Source organism: Yoonia sp., assembly GCF_036007805.1.
Lineage (GTDB): Bacteria > Pseudomonadota > Alphaproteobacteria > Rhodobacterales > Rhodobacteraceae > Yoonia.
This window is the reverse complement of the sequence record NZ_DASYOK010000366.1, coordinates 1-18196: the sequence shown is the minus strand read 5'-3', so window position 1 is coordinate 18196 and position 18196 is coordinate 1. Positions and strand designations below refer to the sequence as shown.

The 18196-nt window shown below is 56.8% G+C and carries 16 protein-coding genes and 1 pseudogene; 14 read left to right on the top strand and 3 right to left on the bottom strand.

Annotated features, from left to right (window positions below; genetic code table 11):
* The 3 genes and pseudogenes from VGP75_RS19300 to VGP75_RS19290 form a co-directional block, all read right to left on the bottom strand.
* A pseudogene (locus VGP75_RS19300) lies at window positions 1-249 on the bottom strand (hypothetical protein); the annotation flags it as partial.
* On the bottom strand, window positions 242-892 hold the full coding sequence (gene msrA, locus VGP75_RS19295; RefSeq protein WP_327545198.1) for a peptide-methionine (S)-S-oxide reductase MsrA: 651 nt from the start codon (window positions 890-892) through the stop codon (window positions 242-244). The pseudogene VGP75_RS19300 and the gene msrA, both read right to left, overlap by 8 nt.
* A 53-nt stretch (window positions 893-945) precedes the next feature.
* A complete protein-coding gene (locus VGP75_RS19290) occupies window positions 946-2175 on the bottom strand; it encodes an MFS transporter (protein ID WP_327545197.1) in 1230 nt (409 codons plus the stop codon).
* A gap of 226 nt (window positions 2176-2401) precedes the next feature.
* Here VGP75_RS19290 and VGP75_RS19285 point away from each other — a divergent pair, with 226 nt between their 5' ends.
* The 14 genes from VGP75_RS19285 to VGP75_RS19220 form a co-directional block, all read left to right on the top strand.
* A complete protein-coding gene (locus VGP75_RS19285) occupies window positions 2402-4798 on the top strand; it encodes a choice-of-anchor F family protein (protein WP_327545196.1) in 2397 nt (798 codons plus the stop codon).
* A 208-nt stretch (window positions 4799-5006) separates the two neighbouring features.
* Entirely contained in the window at window positions 5007-5657 is a 651-nt protein-coding gene (locus tag VGP75_RS19280) for a DUF924 family protein (protein ID WP_327545195.1), read from the top strand.
* A 107-nt stretch (window positions 5658-5764) separates the two neighbouring features.
* The gene (locus tag VGP75_RS19275) at window positions 5765-6913 is read left to right on the top strand and encodes a Hint domain-containing protein (RefSeq protein ID WP_327545194.1); all 1149 of its coding nucleotides are present in this window, start codon (window positions 5765-5767) and stop codon (window positions 6911-6913) included.
* A 157-nt stretch (window positions 6914-7070) separates the two neighbouring features.
* A complete protein-coding gene (gene ccoG, locus VGP75_RS19270; RefSeq protein WP_327545193.1) occupies window positions 7071-8486 on the top strand; it encodes a cytochrome c oxidase accessory protein CcoG in 1416 nt (471 codons plus the stop codon).
* Complete coding sequence (locus VGP75_RS19265) at window positions 8483-8935, top strand: FixH family protein (RefSeq protein ID WP_327545192.1); 453 nt, start codon at window positions 8483-8485, stop codon at window positions 8933-8935. Before ccoG ends, VGP75_RS19265 begins: the two co-directional genes overlap by 4 nt.
* On the top strand, window positions 8932-11079 hold the full coding sequence (locus tag VGP75_RS19260; RefSeq protein WP_327545191.1) for a heavy metal translocating P-type ATPase: 2148 nt from the start codon (window positions 8932-8934) through the stop codon (window positions 11077-11079). Before VGP75_RS19265 ends, VGP75_RS19260 begins: the two co-directional genes overlap by 4 nt.
* Window positions 11076-11234 carry a cbb3-type cytochrome oxidase assembly protein CcoS gene (gene ccoS, locus VGP75_RS19255; RefSeq protein WP_327545190.1) on the top strand — a complete coding sequence of 53 codons (159 nt, stop codon included), beginning with the start codon at window positions 11076-11078 and terminating at the stop codon, window positions 11232-11234. Before VGP75_RS19260 ends, ccoS begins: the two co-directional genes overlap by 4 nt.
* Before the next feature lie 267 nt (window positions 11235-11501).
* Window positions 11502-11786: a co-chaperone GroES gene (locus VGP75_RS19250; protein WP_055296136.1), complete on the top strand. Its 285-nt coding sequence runs from the start codon at window positions 11502-11504 to the stop codon at window positions 11784-11786.
* Window positions 11787-11834: 48 nt separating this feature from the next.
* The gene (gene groL / locus VGP75_RS19245) at window positions 11835-13475 is read left to right on the top strand and encodes a chaperonin GroEL (protein WP_327545189.1); all 1641 of its coding nucleotides are present in this window, start codon (window positions 11835-11837) and stop codon (window positions 13473-13475) included.
* A gap of 170 nt (window positions 13476-13645) precedes the next feature.
* A complete protein-coding gene (locus VGP75_RS19240; protein ID WP_327545188.1) occupies window positions 13646-14740 on the top strand; it encodes a carboxynorspermidine decarboxylase in 1095 nt (364 codons plus the stop codon).
* A 27-nt stretch (window positions 14741-14767) separates the two neighbouring features.
* Window positions 14768-16009, top strand: coding sequence for a saccharopine dehydrogenase family protein (locus tag VGP75_RS19235; RefSeq protein ID WP_327545187.1), 1242 nt, complete (start codon window positions 14768-14770; stop codon window positions 16007-16009).
* A gap of 62 nt (window positions 16010-16071) precedes the next feature.
* A complete protein-coding gene (locus tag VGP75_RS19230) occupies window positions 16072-16917 on the top strand; it encodes an NAD(P)-dependent oxidoreductase (RefSeq protein WP_327545186.1) in 846 nt (281 codons plus the stop codon).
* An 18-nt stretch (window positions 16918-16935) separates the two neighbouring features.
* Window positions 16936-17772, top strand: a complete 837-nt coding sequence (locus tag VGP75_RS19225; RefSeq protein WP_327545185.1) for a DMT family transporter — start codon at window positions 16936-16938, stop codon at window positions 17770-17772.
* 52 nt (window positions 17773-17824) lie between these two features.
* A partial coding sequence (locus tag VGP75_RS19220) for an esterase/lipase family protein (RefSeq protein WP_414727824.1) occupies window positions 17825-18196 on the top strand: 372 nt, incomplete at its 3' end.

Here is an 18196-nt window from a genome sequence, read left to right as displayed (position 1 = left end):
GGGGGCCAAATGCGCGGTCAGCTGGCCCATCAAAGCCTGCTCTTGCCGCGCGACACCCACCCCAGCAGCCGAGCTATCACCCAGGATCAAGAGCCGCAGCGCAGGCCCCTGACCAATCGTGCCTGTGCGATCCCCCGCTGGTTCTGGCAAAGCAATAGCGCGTTTGCGCACAAAAACTGCCTGCCCCAGCAGGACAGGCAGCAGCAAAATGCGCAGTGCAATATGAAGTGTATCGCGCGTGTCAGGCACCCACGCCAATCGGACAGGTCACGCCCGTACCACCAATCCCGCAATATCCACCGGGGTTTTTAGCCAGATATTGCTGGTGATACTCTTCCGCAAAATAGAATGGCGGCGCATCAACAATCTCGGTCGTGATCGCGCCATAACCGGCCTGCGACAAACGCGGGGCGAAGGCCTCTTTTGCAGCTTCCGCAGCAGCTTTTTGTGCTGCTGAATAGGCATAGATGCCGGAACGGTACTGCGTGCCCGCATCATTGCCTTGCCGCATTCCCTGAGTCGGATCATGGCCTTCCCAGAAGACCTGCAGCAATTGATCATAGGAAATGACCGCAGGATCATAGATTACGCGCACGACCTCATTATGGCCGGTCTTGCCGGAACAGACCTCTTCATAGGTCGGGTTGGGGGTATAGCCGCCCGCATAGCCCACCATGGTTGATTGCACGCCGTCCAGTTTCCAGAACATCCGCTCCACACCCCAGAAACACCCCATGCCAAACATGGCTTCTTCCATGCCCGCAGGCACCTCGCCTGTCAGCGGGGTTTCGAACACGTAATGGGTCTTGGCTGTGGGGATCGCATGTGCACGGCCCGGCAGGGCTGCATCCTTGGCCACCATTTCAGACTTTGTGCGGGACATGAAAAACATATGAACGCCTCCTATCGGGTTTGACGCTAATATAATGCAGTCAGACGGATTTGCTACTCTGCCGCCGCCAACAACCGCCCCTGAAACACGGTCTCGTGACCTGGGGCGGGATGGCGCGGGATCAAAAGCGAGAGCAACAACGAAATAATCGCCATGCCCGCCGCCATCAAGAACACAAACCCCGGCGATTGCAGCCAGACATAGCCCAGCAGCGCCGGCAAAAACACTGCCGCGATGTGGTTGATGGTAAAGGCCACGGCAGCAGTGGGTGCAATGTCCTGCGGATCAGCGATCTTTTGAAAGTAGGTTTTGATTGCCAGAGCAAGACTAAAAAACAGGTGGTTCACGATATAAAGTCCCGTCGCCAGCAAGACGCCCCAGCCGAAATAATAGATGCCGCCATAGGCGAAAAACACCAAAGACAGCCCCACATATTCGACAACAAGCGCGCGTCTTTCACCAAAGACCTGCACGATCTTGCCCAGCAAAGGTGCTGCGAACATATTGATCAACAGGGTGAACATGAACAGCTTGGTAATGTCATCGACTGCAAAGCCAAACTGTTCGACCATCATGAAACCCGCGAAGACGACAAAGATCTGCCGCCGCGCGCCCGACATGAATTGGAGCGCGTAATAAAGCCAATAGCGTCTGCGCAAGACCATCTTCTTGATCTGCGGGTGCGGTGCCTCGAACTGCGGATAAGCGAGCAGACACATCGTCGCGACTACGGCCGTAAACCCGCCAGAGAGCCAATAGACAATGCTGTATGTCAGGCCAAACCGTTCCCAGCTGAGCACAATCAGCAGATACACAAGCAGAGTCGCCCCCGATCCCGCCGACAATAGCCAGCCCAGCGTTTGCGGTGCCCGTTTCTTGTCAATCCATTGCAATTGCAACGACTGGTTCACCGTCTCGTAATAGTGGAACCCGATAGACGACAGCATTGTCACCGTCAAAATTCCTGCCATCTGGGGGAATTGCGCCGTCACGGCCGTGGCCGCCCCCAGCATGATCAGCGCGACCAGCCCTAAAACCTGTTCGCGAATGAACATGATCAGGGCAATCACACCGATTGCAAAGAAGCCCGGAATCTCGCGCACCGTATGCAGCCAGCCGATATCTGCGCCGTCAAAATTTGCGACCTCAATAACAAAGTTATTCAAGAGCGCCGACCACGTCGCAAAGGCGACAGGCATCGCCATTGCCATTACAAACAACAGCGATGTCGGCCTGCGCCACAGCGGTAGGGTTCGGGCATCTTCGAGGCGGACAATTTTCATGACGATACGCTTACGCCTCCTGATTGCCAAAAGCGAGAGTTCGGTTGCAGATGCCGGCGCGCCACGACAGACGCGGTTCCCGCGGTCGGAGCGATAAAGCCGCTCATCGTCTAAAACATTCATTTTTTGATATATGTCAATCACCGGATTCTCTCCGGTCGTTAGCTATTCAAGAATTCCATTTTTGGAATGCGTAGGAATTGCTTCAACAGTAGAGGACGTGGAAATGACACGACATAAAAACAGGTTTGCCACTGCAGGGTCGTTGGCCGCACTTTCGTTAGCGTGCACGGGCGCGTGGGCCGATACGCTATCGGACAATCCATTGATCGGCACTTCAGGTGACGGGCTTATCTTTGTCGACCCTGAAGAGGGTGTTGTTGAGCCAGGTGTCCAAGCAGTGACATTTACCTCAACACGTGATCCCGATCAGGAAGGGCTATTTTTCGTCCCTCCCTTTGAGGATATTATCACGGACTACACGCTGCTGGCTGACGATCCCGATGACGGGCTGAGTGTCGACTCGCGCAGTGATGCAACGAACTGTCTGATGGCGAGCAATCCGGGAATCTATTGTGATTCCGCACCCGGATCGGGCAAACGGATCAAGACATGGCTGACCGGCCCCGATCCGTTTGACATGACCTTCCAGACAAGTAGTGACCCATACCTGATCACTGACCCTGCAAATGAAGCACTCCCCATCGTAACGGATGGCGTGGTGGATACATCCTCCGTCGATTACTTTACCTTCGGCAAGACCTCGAACTTCACAGGTGCGCGGATCACCAGCTTCTCGCTTGAGTTGCTGGATGCGAACGGCAATCCTATGGGCGATCTGGATGCGGCAAATGCTGTCTTGTTTTTGAGAGACGGTCTTGATCCAAAGCTTGCAGGCGGTGCTGGCTTGCCGGACGGGCTTTTCGGTGCAGGCGGTAACGAAGGCGACATCGGGTTCTTTTCGGATGCAAAAGCACAACCTACCCTGACGCCTGAAAGTGATGTGATGACTTTCGGAGCATTCACCAACACAGTTTACGTGGCCAACTTTGGTACCGCTTTCCTTGATGACACCATGGTACCTGACGGTCTGTTTTGGGATGATAACGCCGATCCCGATGACGAATCTGCTCTTATCGCTTGGAACAACATCGGAGGCGACGGCTGGACCTATGGAACACTCGCGCTGACAGAGATTCCAGATGACTTACCGGGCAGCGAAGACCCACCTGTTTTGCTTCCCGAGCGGCTGGAAGAATTGGCTGCAACCCTTGGTGTTTCGGTCGAAGACCTGAATTACGTGGCAGGCGGCGCAGTCCCTGAAGCAATCGTCGCCGCAGCACAAGCGAGTGGGTTATTCGCCGTCGGCGCGATCGAAGACCTGCGCAATGCCAACCTGAACTTCACCCTTCGGATTGGTGAGATCGATGACGGTGAATTCACGCTGCGGATCAATCCAGCGTTTGCAGAAATCGTTGAAGCTGCAGCGGCCAGAGACTCCGCGTACCAGTTCAAACTGGCGGGCTATCTCGATGCGGCGGCAAATGTGCCTTATTGGGATACCGGCAATGCAGGGGAGTATGGGGACGCCATCGTGGCAATCCTCGCGCTGGACGAAGCTGAACAGGCTGCCGCATTGACCAGTACGGGCTTCACCATTGCACCTGCCTACACAGCGATGAGCTTTGAAGCAGCGCGCGGCCATGTTGATGCAATCACCGGTCTGGCCCCGATGGCTGGCGGCGATAGCATCGGTGTCACGCAAAGCGGCGGTGCACAGTCCTGGCTCATGGGCGGAAACCTCTATGGCCTCGCGTCATTGGGTGGATCGGCTGCGACCTATGATGCGACGTCAGGGTCAATCGGCTATGATGTCGATGCAACATCTTTCACTGTCGGCGTTGAAAGCCGCGTAAGTGCGAATGCTTCGATCGGCATCGCGGTGGGCGGAACCTCGGCGACAGCCGAAGCCGCTGACGATTTGGGTGAAGTCGAAACGACTGGCGTGTCATTCATCGGGTTTGCGCGCGCAAACATGGAGACCGGCGCAAGCTTCAAGGCGCTTTTCGGGTATCAGGATGCGACCTATGACAGCACCCGCAATGTGCTGGATCAAACCGCCACCGGTAGCACAGAAGGATCGCAAACCTTTGGCGCGCTGGAGGCAAGCTATCTGCGTGACCTGGGCGGGTTCTCGGTCGGTCCGATGGCATCCATCTCGTTCTACGATGTCACCGTTGATGGTTTCACAGAGACCGGTGCAGGTGCGTTCAACCTGACACTCGAAGAGCAGTCTGGCAGCACATTCATGGGTTCTGTCGGCCTGAAGGGTGAGTATAACATGCCAAGCGCTGCGGGGCAGAACAAGCTGACCGGTAGTATCGCCTACAACACATTGTCCAGTGATGATCTGCTGATCGAAAGCGGCTTTGAAGGGTTGCCCACTGCATCCTTCCCGATCGAAGGACGTGACGACGACTTTGTCGCGGTCAACTTCGGGTTCCAGAGCCTGATTTCATCCAGTACCGCACGCGATATCCGGATCGAAGCGGGCTATGGCGGCGCATTCGGCGACACCTACGAAAGGCACGGCTTTCAGTTTGGAATGAACATACAGTTCTAAACAGCCAAGGAATGCGACACTAACAGGGGCGGCCCACACGGTGTGGGCCGCCTCTGGCGTTTGAGGCTATCGCAACATCCTAAATGCGACGCGCTTTGCGCCGGAGATCCAGCCCACGGTGAAATGAGTCATTGCTACGCCCCCTCAATCGGGCGACGGTGTCTGAGTAACAGGCAGTGACGCGGTGCTTTCAAAAGGATTTTTGTTCATGGACGACCAGAGATTTCAACCAGACCAAGTGCTTGATCTGTGGTTTCCAGACAACGGGTTCTGGGAAAGCGAAGAGCGGTTCTCGGCGTGGATTGAGGAGCGCATGTATGGTGGGATGGATGAAACCATCATTCAAAACCACGCCGATCTGACGCGTGCCGCGGCGAGATCCGAACTGGATCATTGGGCCGAAACCGCCGAAGGGCGCATCGCACTACTGATCGCTTTGGACCAATTCCCCCGCTCGCTCTGGCGCGACACGCCGGGGGCCTATGCACAAGATATCAAAGCCAACCGGCTGGTGCTGCAAGGGATCGCCAACGGGCATTTCGCAGCCGTGAAGCCATGGCAGAAGCTCTTTTATCTGATCGCACTGGGTCATTGTGAAGGCCCCGATCATCTGGACCGCATCGCGTTGATCGAGGAGCTCTCCGAGACGCTTATCTCAGAGATGCCTGCGGTTCTGGCCAATATGGGTGACTCCCTGCGCGCGCAAAACACACGGGTACGCGGGGTCATTGAACGCTTTGGCCGTCACCCGCACCGCAACGTGCATTACGGGCGTGTTTCAAGCGCGGATGAGGAAAGCTACATCGCGACAGGCGATTTCCCGCATCTTCCACGGACCGAACCGACCGACGGGAGTTAACAATCGACGGTCGTTTCGGTTAGTCCACACCCCGGTATGAATTTCTCTTAACGGTTAGCCCGTTATGCTTTAGTCTCCGCACACATCATTAGGATCAGTGACCAACAGTGCCAGATTTCAACATCGTCAGTGAGACGGCTACCTTCGTTGACGAAACGCCCAACGGCGGCCTGATCATCGACTTTGCCACGCTCGACAACAGTTTCAGCGTTCAAATTAACGGTGTTGATCTCTTTATCGGCGGCCCCGCCGGCGCGCCAAACGAGGTCGAATTTCAAGCAAACGCTACCGCAGGGCAAACAATCCGCTTCACCGACGGTCGCACTTACGGATCGAATGTCGGCAGTGATCGCATCCCTGAAATCTGGCAGTTGGGCACTGTTGGCGGCGATCCATTGGTCCGGTTAGTGATCAACCCCGACGGCACTGTCGAACTTTTTGGTGCGCGGTCCACCGGCGGACCGCTTGAGCCGCTCGAACTTTTTAACGGATTAACCGTCAACACCGCTGCGATTGATGCCGCTTGGAACGACACCGGTACGAATACGATCGTTGTTGACCAACAAGTGACAGGCCCCACAAATGCCAGTGGCGAATTTGTTGACGTACCATGCTTTGCGGCGGGGACATTGATTGAAACCGCGGATGGCCAAGTCCCTGTCGAGGACCTGAAGGTCGGCGAACTCGTTCTGACGTATGATCATGGCTATCAACCTATTCGCTGGATTGGGTCATGCAGTGTCAGCCCCGCACAGCTTGAAGCGAAGGAGAGGTTGAAACCGATCCTGATCCGCGCCGATGCATTGGGTGCGGGCTACCCCCAACAAGACCTTATCGTATCGCCACAGCACCGCGTTCTTGTTTCGTCCGTGATCGCGTTGCGGATGTTCGCGTACACAGATGTTTTGATCCCCGCCAACAAGCTCGTTGCGCTGGATGGTATCGACGTTATCGACGACACAACAGATGGCGTGACGTATTTTCACTTCCTGTTTGATGCGCATGAAATCGTCTGGTCAAACGGCGCACCAACAGAAAGCCTTTTTACCGGTCCCGAAGCGCTCAAGGCTGTTTCACCCGAGGCGCGACAGGAAATCAAAGACCTGTTTCCAGAGTGCTGCGATCCAGAGTTCGCGGCACATGCTGCGCGCTATATTCCGGAACAAGGAAAACTGATGCGCAAGCTGGCCATGCGGCATCAGGCCAATCAAAAGCCGCTCTTTGGCGGATCATCAGAACCAAACGCCTCTGCTTAAAAGACTGCGGACGCACGCTTGAACACCCTCATTGCACAGGCGCGTGCGACAGACGACCGCAGGCATGACCGGCGGAACCTTGATCCACATCAAAGAGATTCCCCGCCCACCCCTTAGAACTGATCCTGCGAACAGAAACTAAACCTGCAGGTCACCTATGTCCTCTTCCGAGAACCAACCGCTTTACGCTGCGCGCGAACCCATTTTTCCACGCCGCGTCAAAGGCTTTTACCGGAACCTCAAGTGGTGGGTCATGGCCGTGACCTTGGGCATCTACTATCTGACCCCATGGATCCGCTGGGACCGTGGCCCGAACCTGCCCGACCAGGCCGTTCTGATCGACATGGCCAACCGCCGCTTTTACTTCTTCTGGATCGAAATCTGGCCCCATGAGTTCTATTTCGTGGCGGGCCTTTTGATCATGGCAGGCCTTGGTCTTTTCCTTTTTACCTCGGCACTCGGCCGTGTCTGGTGCGGCTACACCTGCCCGCAAACTGTCTGGACCGATCTTTTCATCCTTGTCGAGCGCTGGATTGAAGGCGACCGCAATGCGCGGGTGCGCCTGTGGAACGCCGATTGGAGCCTGCGCAAAGCCCGCTTGCGCATCACAAAATGGACCGTATGGCTCTTGATTGCCCTCGCAACAGGCGGCGCATGGGTGTTTTACTTTGCCGACGCCCCCACTTTGGCCGCCAGCCTTGCGAATTTCACCGCACCGCCTATTGCGTGGATTACCATCGGTGTCCTGACCGCGACCACTTTTGTCTTTGGCGGCTTCATGCGCGAACAGGTCTGCAACTACATGTGCCCATGGCCACGCATTCAGGCCGCCATGATGGACCCCGAAACACTGACCGTCGCCTACCGCGAATGGCGCGGCGAACCCCGCGGCAAGCAACGCATCGAGGGTGCCGGCGACTGCATCGACTGCATGGCCTGCGTGAATGTCTGTCCCGCTGGCATTGATATCCGTGATGGCCAGCAGATGGAGTGCATTACCTGCGCGCTTTGCATTGACGCCTGCGATGACGTGATGGACCGGATCGGCAAACCGCGTGGTTTGATCGACTATCTTGCGCTCTCTGACCAAGAGGAAGAGGCAAAAGGCAAACCCGCCAAAAAGCTGTGGCAGCATGTCTTCCGTTTCCGCACCATGCTCTACACGACGATGTGGGCTGCGATTGGCGTCGGTCTGGTCTTTGCGCTCTTCATCCGCGCCGATATCGAGATGACAGTGGCACCCGTCCGCAACCCGACCTTCGTGACCCTCTCTGATGGCACGGTGCGCAACATCTATGATATCCGCCTGTTGAACAAACACGGCGAGGACCGCACCTTCCGCCTCTCGCTGGCGTCTGATGAAATCCTGCGCATCGAACTGGAAGGCACCTCGCAAAGAACCATCGTCGTGCCCGCCAATGAAACCTTTCTGCAACGCGTCTACGTCTCGGCCCGCCCGATTGATCCGGCCTCAAGTATGGATCGCACAGATCTGCGCTTTTGGGTCGAAGATACGGAATCGGGCGAACGCGCCTACAAGGACGCAATTTTTAATGGGAGAGCCCCACAATGACCCGTGAATTTACCGGATGGCACATGCTGGCACTAATGGTCGGCGGTTTTGGGATCATCATCACCGTCAACCTGACCATGGCATGGAACGCGATTGCCACGTTTCCGGGGCTTGAGGCCCGGAACTCCTATGCCGTCAGTCAAACGTTTCAAGCGGATCGCGCGGCGCAAAACGCGCTCAACTGGGATGTCAGCGCTGACATATCAGGCGGTGTACTGACCGTGAACATCCTTGATCATCGCGGCGCCCCGCTGCAGGCAGAGATTACGCGCGCCATTCTCGGGCAAGCAACAAACGTCAATATGGATACTGTGCCAGAATTCATCTGGACGGGGACGCAGTACACCGCCCCTGTCACCATGACAGAAGGCTATTGGAACCTGCGTCTGGAATTGATCGCCCCTGACGGCACCAAGTTTCGCCGCCGTTTTCCGATCACCGCAAAATGAGCGACGCGACCTTCTGTCCGGCCTGCGTCGGCCTTCCCGAGGGGCAGCTTGAAAAAGCCGCCTCAAACGGCACGGCGCAGATCGTACTCTCCCTGCCGGGTATCCATTGTGTCGCCTGTATCAATGGCGTCGAACGGGTTTTGCGCGATGTGGAAGGTGTCGCGAATGCCCGCGTGAACCTCAGCATGAGGAGGGTCACCGTTGGTACCGATCAACCGATCTCACCGGAAGCCCTGATCGATACGCTGGAAATGGCCGGGTTCGAGGCGCGTGTTCTCGATACGAGCCTGCTTGGCGCTGAAACCGATACCTATGGTCGCGGTCTGATGACACGCCTTGCGGTTTCGGGATTTGCCAACATGAACATCATGTTGCTGTCAGTCGCTGTTTGGTCGGGGGCCATCGGTGCCACGATGCATATGTTCCACTGGATCACAGCCATTATCGCGATACCGACGTTGCTCTATTCCGCGCAACCGTTCTTTGAGAGCGGATGGCGGTCATTGAAGGCATACCGTTTGAATATGGATGTGCCGATTTCGCTGGCGATTATCCTTGCTTCCGGCATTTCGCTTTATGAGACAATTTACGGCGGGCGTCATTCCTATTTCGATGCCGCCGTGACGCTGACGTTCTTCCTGCTCATCGGCCGCTACCTCGACCATCGCAGCCGCAAGGCCGCCGCCTCGGCCGCAGCGCAGCTTTCCGCGCTTGAGGTCCCACGTGTCATGCGCGTACGCGATGGCGTACGTCAGATGGTTAACTTTGCCGATCTCGCGATCGGCGATCTGGTACAGGTTTTGCCCGGCGGCCGTATCCCCGTCGACGGCACGATCACCGAAGGGAGCAGCCAGATCGACCGCTCCTTGCTGACAGGTGAAAGCCGTCTCAGCAACGCCAGCGCAGGAACGACCGTCACCGCCGGTGAAGTGAATATGACCGGCCCGCTGATGATCCGCGCCACAACCGTCGGCGCGGATACCACCTTGCGCAAGATGGTCACAATGGTGGATGAGGCCGAGGCCACCCGTAATCGCTACACCGCCATCGCAGACAAGGCCGCAGCACTCTATGCGCCGGTTGTGCATTTGCTGGCGCTTGTCGCGTTTGGTGGGTGGATGTTCTATTCCGGCGATTTGCGCCTGTCGTTGAATATTGCTGTGGCCGTGCTGATTATTACCTGCCCTTGCGCCATGGGTTTGGCCGTTCCTGCGGTTTCCACGACCGCTGCAGGGCGATTGTTTCGGGCCGGGCTTTTGGTCAAGGATGGCACAGCCCTCGAACGACTGGCCGAAGTCGATACCGTGGTTTTCGACAAGACCGGTACATTGACCATGCCAGCAGCCGCCCGCGATACGCTGGATGCCGAAACGCAATCTGTCGCACTCGCCCTGACCCAGAACGCGACCCATCCGGTCTCGCAAGCCATTGCTGCGTCCCTGCAAGGGGTCACGCCAGCCAAGTTAAGCGACCAGCAGGAACATGCGGGCAAAGGTCTCAGCGCACACTATCAAGGTCAGCCAGTCCAACTGGGCTCGGGTGCCTGGCTTGGTGCAGGCAAAGGCACCTACATCAAAATCGGCGACCGGACGCCGCAAAAGATCACACTGCGCTCTGAACTGCGCGAAGGGGCATTGGCGCTGGTGCGGGGCTGGCAAGAAGCAGACCTCAAGATCCATCTGGTCTCGGGCGACGACGCGGATGAAACCGCCAAAATTGCACGCATGTTGCACATCACGTCATGGCAAGCCGAAACAACTCCGGCAGACAAGATCGCCTATATCAATGCACTTTCGGGCAAAGGTGCCAAAGTCCTGATGGTCGGTGACGGCCTGAACGATACCGGTGCACTTGCCGCGGCCTATGCCTCGGTGTCACCCGCGACAGCAGCCGATGCCTCTCGCGCAGCCTCGGACATCGTTCTTCTAAACGACAGCCTGACACCTCTGATCGAACTCCCTCTTTTGGCACGCGCCGCGCGCGCACGGATCCAAGAAAACTTTGTCATCTCCACATTGTACAACATTATCGCCGTGCCAATCGCATTGGCAGGCTTTGCGACACCGCTGATCGCTTCAATTGCCATGTCGACATCCTCGATCACCGTCCTGCTCAACGCATTGCGCCTGAAAGGAAAGCTATGAACATCCTTGTGATCCTGATCCCCGTCTCGCTGTTCCTCGGCGCTGTGGGCCTTGCTGCCTTCCTATGGAGCCTGCGGCACGATCAGTACGAGGACCTTGAAGGTGATGCCTGGCGTATCCTGTCCGAAGACGACGACGCACCGCACAAACCCTGACTGTAACACCTACTTTTCCATTATCGGCCCAGAAATATCCTAGGGAGCGCGAGGGGTGAAACCGCTCGCTTCCCGCGCCGTGCCCGCACGGCGCAAACCCTCGATAATACAGCCGCAACACTGCGCGCCCGAGATGATTTCAAAAAACTGAAAAATCGATGCAACGCGCTGTTGACTCACCCTGTCGTGATCCTTACCTACGCATCGTTATCACTCGACCGTGTTGAGTGCTAACATGGGAGAAACACGAACTGGAGAAGTTCAGAGATGGCATTTAAACCACTTCACGACCGTGTACTGGTCCGTCGCATTGAAGGCGACGAAAAGACAGCAGGCGGTCTCATCATTCCTGAGAACGCAAAAGAAAAGCCAGCAGAAGGCGAAATCGTCAGCGTTGGTGAAGGTGCGCGCAAGGACAGCGGCGAGCTGATTGCGATGTCTGTCAAGGCAGGCGACAAAGTGCTGTTTGGCAAATGGTCCGGCACCGAGGTCAAGATCGACGGCGAAGAGCTGCTGATCATGAAAGAAAGCGACATCCTCGGCATCATGTAAGCCGACCGGTCGCCCTCACATTTCCAATCATTCAAGGAGCACATGCAAATGGCTGCTAAAGAAGTAAAATTCGATACCGATGCACGGAACAAGATCCTTAAAGGCGTCAACATTCTTGCAAACGCGGTAAAAGTGACACTCGGCCCCAAAGGCCGCAACGTGGTTCTGGACAAATCGTTCGGCGCGCCACGCATCACCAAAGACGGTGTCTCTGTCGCCAAAGAAATCGAACTGGAAGACAAGTTCGAAAACATGGGCGCGCAGATGGTCAAAGAAGTGGCCTCACGCACCAATGACGAAGCAGGCGACGGTACAACAACCGCGACTGTTCTGGCACAGGCCATCGTCAAGGAAGGCATGAAATCTGTTGCCGCCGGCATGAACCCGATGGACCTCAAGCGCGGCATCGACATGGCGACAGCCAAAGTCGTCGAAGCCATCAAAGCCGCTGCCCGTCCTGTCAACGACAGCGACGAAGTTGCGCAGGTTGGTACAATCTCTGCCAACGGCGAAACTGAAATCGGTCGTCAGATCGCTGACGCGATGCAAAAAGTCGGCAACGAAGGCGTTATCACTGTTGAAGAGAACAAAGGCCTCGAGACAGAAACAGACGTTGTTGAAGGCATGCAGTTCGACCGCGGTTACCTGTCACCCTACTTTGTGACAAACCCCGACAAGATGACAACCGAACTTGAAGATGTGATCATTCTGTTGCACGAGAAGAAGCTTTCTTCGCTGCAGCCAATGGTCCCATTGCTCGAGTCCGTCATCCAGTCCGGCAAGCCACTTTTGATCATCGCTGAAGATGTCGAAGGCGAAGCGCTGGCAACTCTGGTTGTGAACAAACTGCGCGGCGGCCTGAAAATCGCAGCGGTCAAGGCACCTGGTTTCGGCGATCGCCGCAAAGCCATGTTGCAGGACATCGCGATCCTCACAGGTGGCCAAGTCATCTCCGACGATCTGGGCATGAAGCTGGAAAGCGTCACAATCGACATGCTGGGTTCGGCTAAGCGCGTTTCCATCACCAAAGACGAAACAACCATCGTTGACGGTGCCGGCAACAAAGCCGAAATCGAAGCCCGCGTAAGCCAGATCCGTGGCCAGATCGAGGAAACAACATCCGACTACGACCGCGAAAAACTGCAAGAGCGCGTGGCCAAACTGGCTGGTGGTGTTGCTGTTATCCGCGTCGGTGGCATGTCCGAAGTGGAAGTCAAAGAGCGGAAAGACCGCGTTGATGATGCCCTGAACGCCACACGCGCTGCCGTACAAGAAGGCATCGTTGTTGGTGGTGGTGTTGCGCTGATCCAGGCTGGCAAAGCACTAGAAGGCCTGAAGGGTGCAAACTCTGACCAGGACGTTGGTATCGCCATCATCCGCAAGGCTATTGAGGCACCACTGCGCCAGATCGCTGAAAACTCTGGCGTCGACGGTTCAGTTGTTGCGGGCAAAATCCGCGAAAGCAATGACAAGTCATTCGGCTTTAACGCACAGACAGAAGAATATGGCGACATGTTCAAGTTTGGCGTGATCGATCCGGCCAAAGTTGTGCGCACAGCACTGCAAGACGCAGCCTCTGTTGCTGGCCTGCTGATCACAACCGAAGCAATGGTTGCTGACAAGCCTTCGAAAGAAGGCGCTGGCGGCGGCGGTATGCCCGACATGGGCGGCATGGGCGGCATGATGTAAATTGCGGTTTGGGCCCAGCCCGAACACTGTTTACCAGCTCAGATACAGAAGGGCGGTTCCGCAAGGGACCGCCCTTCTTTACTTGAATGACACATTAAAAGACTACTTTCCGACCAGGACGATGCAGGCTAAGCACCCGCCAGACCACGCCCAACTGAAGGGACCCGACCATGCAGACGCCATATTACTTGATCGACAAATCCCGCCTGCTGCCGAACCTCGAAAAAATCGCGTGGCTGCGCGAAAATTCAGGTGCAAAATCCCTGCTGGCACTCAAATGCTTTGCCACATGGTCAGTCTTTGATCTGATGTCCGACTATATGGACGGCACAACCTCTTCCTCGCTTTACGAAGTCCGTTTGGGCAAGGAAAAATTCGCAGGCGAAACACACGCCTATTCCGTGGCCTACGCCGACCATGAAATCGACGAAGTTCTGGACCATTCCGACAAGATCATCTTCAACTCCATCGGCCAGCTGCAAAAATTTGCAGACGTTTCTCAGGGCCACATCCGCGGCCTCCGCGTGAACCCCGGCGTCTCGACCTCCGAATTCGACCTTGCCGACCCTGCCCGCCCTTTCAGCCGCTTGGGCGAACATGACCCTGTCGAAATTGCAAAAGTTGCCGATCAGATCACGGGCCTGATGTTCCACAACAACTGCGAAAACGACGATTTCGACCGTTTCGATGAAATGCTGACCCTGATCGAAGATCGTTTTGGCACCATCATCCACGAAATGAAGTGGATCAGCCTTGGCGGGGGCATCCACTTCACAGGCGAAGGCTATCCGCTCGACAGGCTTGCCGCGCGTCTGGGATCATTTGCAGCCACCTATGGCGTACAAGTCTATCTCGAACCCGGCGAGGCCGCGATCACAGGGGCTGCAACACTCGAAGTGACTATTCTCGACACCATGCACAACGGCAAGAACCTTGCCATCGTCGATAGCTCGATCGAAGCGCATATGCTGGATCTGATCATCTACCGCGAGCCCGCCAAAATTGCGCCAAATACAGGCGATCATGAATGGATGATCTGCGGCAAATCCTGTCTCGCAGGCGATATCTTTGGCGAGTTCCGCTTTGCCGCCCCGCTCAAGGCAGGTGACCGCCTTTCGTTTCAGGACGCGGCAGGGTACACAATGGTCAAGAAAAACTGGTTTAACGGGGTCAAGATGCCCAGCATCGCCATCCGCGAATTGGATGGCACGGTCCGTTTGGTGCGCGATTTCGACTATGATGATTTCGCCGCCGCGCTCTCCTGAAACAACAACAAGAGGTCTTTTGGATACATGAAACGCAATGTTTTGATCATCGGCGCAGGTGGCGTCGCACAGGTTGTCGCGCATAAATGCGCGCAGAACAACGATGTGCTGGGCGACATCCATATTGCAAGCCGCACAATCGCCAAATGCGAGGCGATCATCGACAGCGTGCATGAAAAATCCGCGATGAAACAGGACGGCGTTCTGCAAGCCCATGCTGTGGATGGCATGGACAGTGCGGCTGTGGCCGCATTGATCAAGCAAACCGGCAGTCAGATCGTGATCAATGTAGGCAGCCCTTTCGTGAACATGACCGTGCTTGAGGCCTGCATCCAGACAGGGGCCGCCTATATCGACACCGCGATCCACGAAGACCCTGCCAAAATCTGCGAAACCCCGCCGTGGTACGCCAACTACGAATGGAAACGCCGCGACGATTGCGCCGCCGCCGGCGTCACCGCGATCCTCGGTGCGGGCTTTGATCCGGGCATGGTCAATGCATTCGCACGTTTTGCCGTCGATGAATTTATGGATGAGGTCACCTCGATCGACATCGTCGATATCAACGCAGGCAACCACGGCAAATATTTCTCGACCAACTTTGATCCGGAAATCAACTTCCGTGAATTCACGGGCACCGTCTATAGCTGGCAAAACGGCGCATGGCAGGAAAACAAGATGTTCGAGGTGGGCCGCGAATGGGACCTGCCTGTTGTCGGCAAACAAAAGGCCTATATGTCCGGCCACGACGAGGTGCACTCGCTCGCCGCCAACTATCCTCAGGCCGATATCCGGTTCTGGATGGGCTTTGGCGATCACTACATCAACGTCTTCACGGTGCTGCAAAACCTTGGCCTGTTGTCAGAACAGCCTGTCACCACCGCCGAGGGCCTTGAAGTTGTGCCGCTGAAAGTAGTGAAAGCAGTCCTTCCCGACCCGTCCAGCCTTGCCCCCAATTACACCGGCAAAACATGCATCGGCGATCTGGTCAAAGGCACCAAGGACGGCGAAGAGGTCGAGGTGTTCGTCTACAACGTCGCTGACCACAAAGACGCCTATAACGAAGTCGGCAGCCAAGGTATTTCCTATACCGCTGGCGTGCCTCCAGTGGCTGTGGCCATGCGCATCGCCGACGGCACCTATGACCACGGCAGGATGATGAACGTCGAAGAATTGGACCCCAAACCGCTCTTCTCCCTGCTCGATGAAATCGGCCTGCCCACACGCGTCAAAGACGCCAAGGGTGACCGTGCGTGGGACGCTGCCTAGGCAACCCGCCTTCCCTTTTCCGGTGATCCGGTATCATATCGCCCTTACAAAGGAGGCGTAGCATGACACAGATCGGCATCATCGGATTGGGGCGCATGGGCAGCGCGATTGCACAGCGGATGCAGGCGCAAGGCCACAACGTCAAAGGCTGGACCCGCAGTGGCCGCCCAGTAGACGGGATCACCACCGCGGCGGACCTTTCCAGCCTGATCGACACCTGCGACACGCTGATCCTCAGCCTGCTTGACGACACCGCTGTGGCTTCCGTTCTCGACACCTGCCTCGCGCAGGACCTCGCGGGCAAAATCATCATCGACACAAGCACGGTCGTCCCCACGATCCTTAAGGACCGCATTGCGCGGATTGAGACCAAAGGTGCTCTTGCCGTCGATGCCCCGATCTCTGGCGGACCGGAACTGGTGCTTGCAGGACAATGCGGTGTCTTTATCGGCGGCAGTGATGCGGCGGCGGGACGTGCGCAGGACGTGATCAGCGCCATCTCTAGCCGGGTTTTTCACGTCGGGCCACTTGGCACCGGACTTGTGATGAAAACAATCAACAACAGTATGATACAGTGCTATTTCAGCGGCCTTGATGAAATGATGCCACTGGCGAAACGCGCCGGCCTTCCGCTGGAAACTGCATTGCGCATCTTGTGTGGTGGCCCCGCCGGCATGCCGATGATCGCAGACCGTATTCCCAAAATCCTCGGCGATGACGAAACGGTCGGCTTCGAAATCCAGGCAGCCCACAAGGACAACGGCGTCTTCCAACGTGTGGCCGGTGCCTACGGGCTAACCTCTCCCATCTTGGCACTCGCAGGTGAACGTCAAAAACAGGCTCTCGCTGATGGTCTGGGCGCAAAAGACCCAGCAGCACTGGTTGCGGCAGCCTACAACCGTGGATAACGCGAGCAGGCCTGCATAATGCGGCTCTTCGCCCTTGTCGCACTCACGATGTGCGCCTTTGCTGCCAATTCAATCCTCAACAGGATTGGTGTTGCGCTGCAGGGCATGGACCCGATGGACTTCGCCACCATACGCACAGGCGCAGGGGCGGCGATGCTATGGGCGTTGGTCGGCTTGCGCAAATCACCGCACCCACAAATCTTCGCGCCCCGTCGCTTAGCAGGCGCATTGGCGCTCGCTATCTATATGATCGGCTTTTCGTGGGCCTACATCACGCTCGACGCGGGGCTTGGCGCGCTGATCCTTTTTGGCGTTTTGCAAATCCTGATCTTTGGCTGGGCCGTCTTCGAAGGTGGCCGCATCCCGCTTTTGCGCTGGGTCGGGGCCGCTATCGCGCTAGTAGGTCTTTGTGTCCTGCTCTGGCCCAACGGCGACATCACCGTCCCCATCGGTGGCGCCATTTCCATGAGCGTCGCTGGGGCGGCTTGGGCGGCTTACACACTTCTGGGACGTGCCGAGGCCGACCCGCTTGGCGCCACCGCCAGCAACTTTCTGCTCTGCCTGCCGTTGGTGGCCTTGGTTATGCTTGGCACAGGTATCGGCGACATGCCCGCCCCTGCCATCTTTACCGCTATCATCGCAGGGGCGATCACTTCGGGGCTTGGCTATGCACTCTGGTACCGCGCCCTGCCCGCCCTGCCGACCACCATAGCAGGGATCGCACAACTCAGCGTGCCCGTTATCGCCGTAACCGCCGGCGTGCTGTTTTTGGGCGAACCGCTTACCCCCCGCCTGATCGCAGCAGGCGCGCTGGTTCTTGGCGGGATCGCTGTATCGCTGGTCGCGCGACAGTAGGTTTATGTGCTTTTGGGCTTTTGCACGCCTCCATGGATGCTACCTATGGGGCATGAGACTGATTTGGACATCACTTTTCGGCATTTTCCTGTCTGGCGCAGCAGTGGCGCAAGAGTGCGTTGTCATGCTCCACGGTCTGGCGCGGACCGAAATTTCTCTGACCCCTCTCCAACTGGTGCTTGAAGACGAAGGGTATTTCGTGGTGAACCGCGGCTACCCCTCGACAGAGGCGGATATCCCGACATTGGTGCAACAAAACCTGCCCGAAGATGTGGCCGCCTGTGGCGACCGCCGCGTGAACTTCGTGACACACTCGATGGGTGGAATCCTTGTGCGCGCGTGGCTGACCAACAACCGCCCCGCTGACATGGGGCGGGTGGTCATGCTGGGGCCACCCAATGGCGGCTCCGAACTCGTCGATATT

Excerpts from the sequence above, each read along its gene's own strand:
- msrA (WP_327545198.1), bottom strand. The coding sequence starts at position 892 with ATGTTTTTCATGTCCCGCACAAAGTCTGAAATGGTGGCCAAGGATGCA.
- groL (WP_327545189.1), top strand. The coding sequence starts at position 11,835 with ATGGCTGCTAAAGAAGTAAAATTCGATACCGATGCACGGAACAAGATC.
- VGP75_RS19250 (WP_055296136.1), top strand. The coding sequence starts at position 11,502 with ATGGCATTTAAACCACTTCACGACCGTGTACTGGTCCGTCGCATTGAA.
- VGP75_RS19260 (WP_327545191.1), top strand. The coding sequence starts at position 8,932 with ATGAGCGACGCGACCTTCTGTCCGGCCTGCGTCGGCCTTCCCGAGGGG.
- VGP75_RS19285 (WP_327545196.1), top strand. The coding sequence starts at position 2,402 with ATGACACGACATAAAAACAGGTTTGCCACTGCAGGGTCGTTGGCCGCA.
- VGP75_RS19280 (WP_327545195.1), top strand. The coding sequence starts at position 5,007 with ATGGACGACCAGAGATTTCAACCAGACCAAGTGCTTGATCTGTGGTTT.
- ccoS (WP_327545190.1), top strand. The coding sequence starts at position 11,076 with ATGAACATCCTTGTGATCCTGATCCCCGTCTCGCTGTTCCTCGGCGCT.
- VGP75_RS19230 (WP_327545186.1), top strand. The coding sequence starts at position 16,072 with ATGACACAGATCGGCATCATCGGATTGGGGCGCATGGGCAGCGCGATT.
- VGP75_RS19290 (WP_327545197.1), bottom strand. The coding sequence starts at position 2,175 with ATGAAAATTGTCCGCCTCGAAGATGCCCGAACCCTACCGCTGTGGCGC.
- VGP75_RS19265 (WP_327545192.1), top strand. The coding sequence starts at position 8,483 with ATGACCCGTGAATTTACCGGATGGCACATGCTGGCACTAATGGTCGGC.
- VGP75_RS19225 (WP_327545185.1), top strand. The coding sequence starts at position 16,936 with ATGCGGCTCTTCGCCCTTGTCGCACTCACGATGTGCGCCTTTGCTGCC.
- ccoG (WP_327545193.1), top strand. The coding sequence starts at position 7,071 with ATGTCCTCTTCCGAGAACCAACCGCTTTACGCTGCGCGCGAACCCATT.
- VGP75_RS19235 (WP_327545187.1), top strand. The coding sequence starts at position 14,768 with ATGAAACGCAATGTTTTGATCATCGGCGCAGGTGGCGTCGCACAGGTT.
- VGP75_RS19240 (WP_327545188.1), top strand. The coding sequence starts at position 13,646 with ATGCAGACGCCATATTACTTGATCGACAAATCCCGCCTGCTGCCGAAC.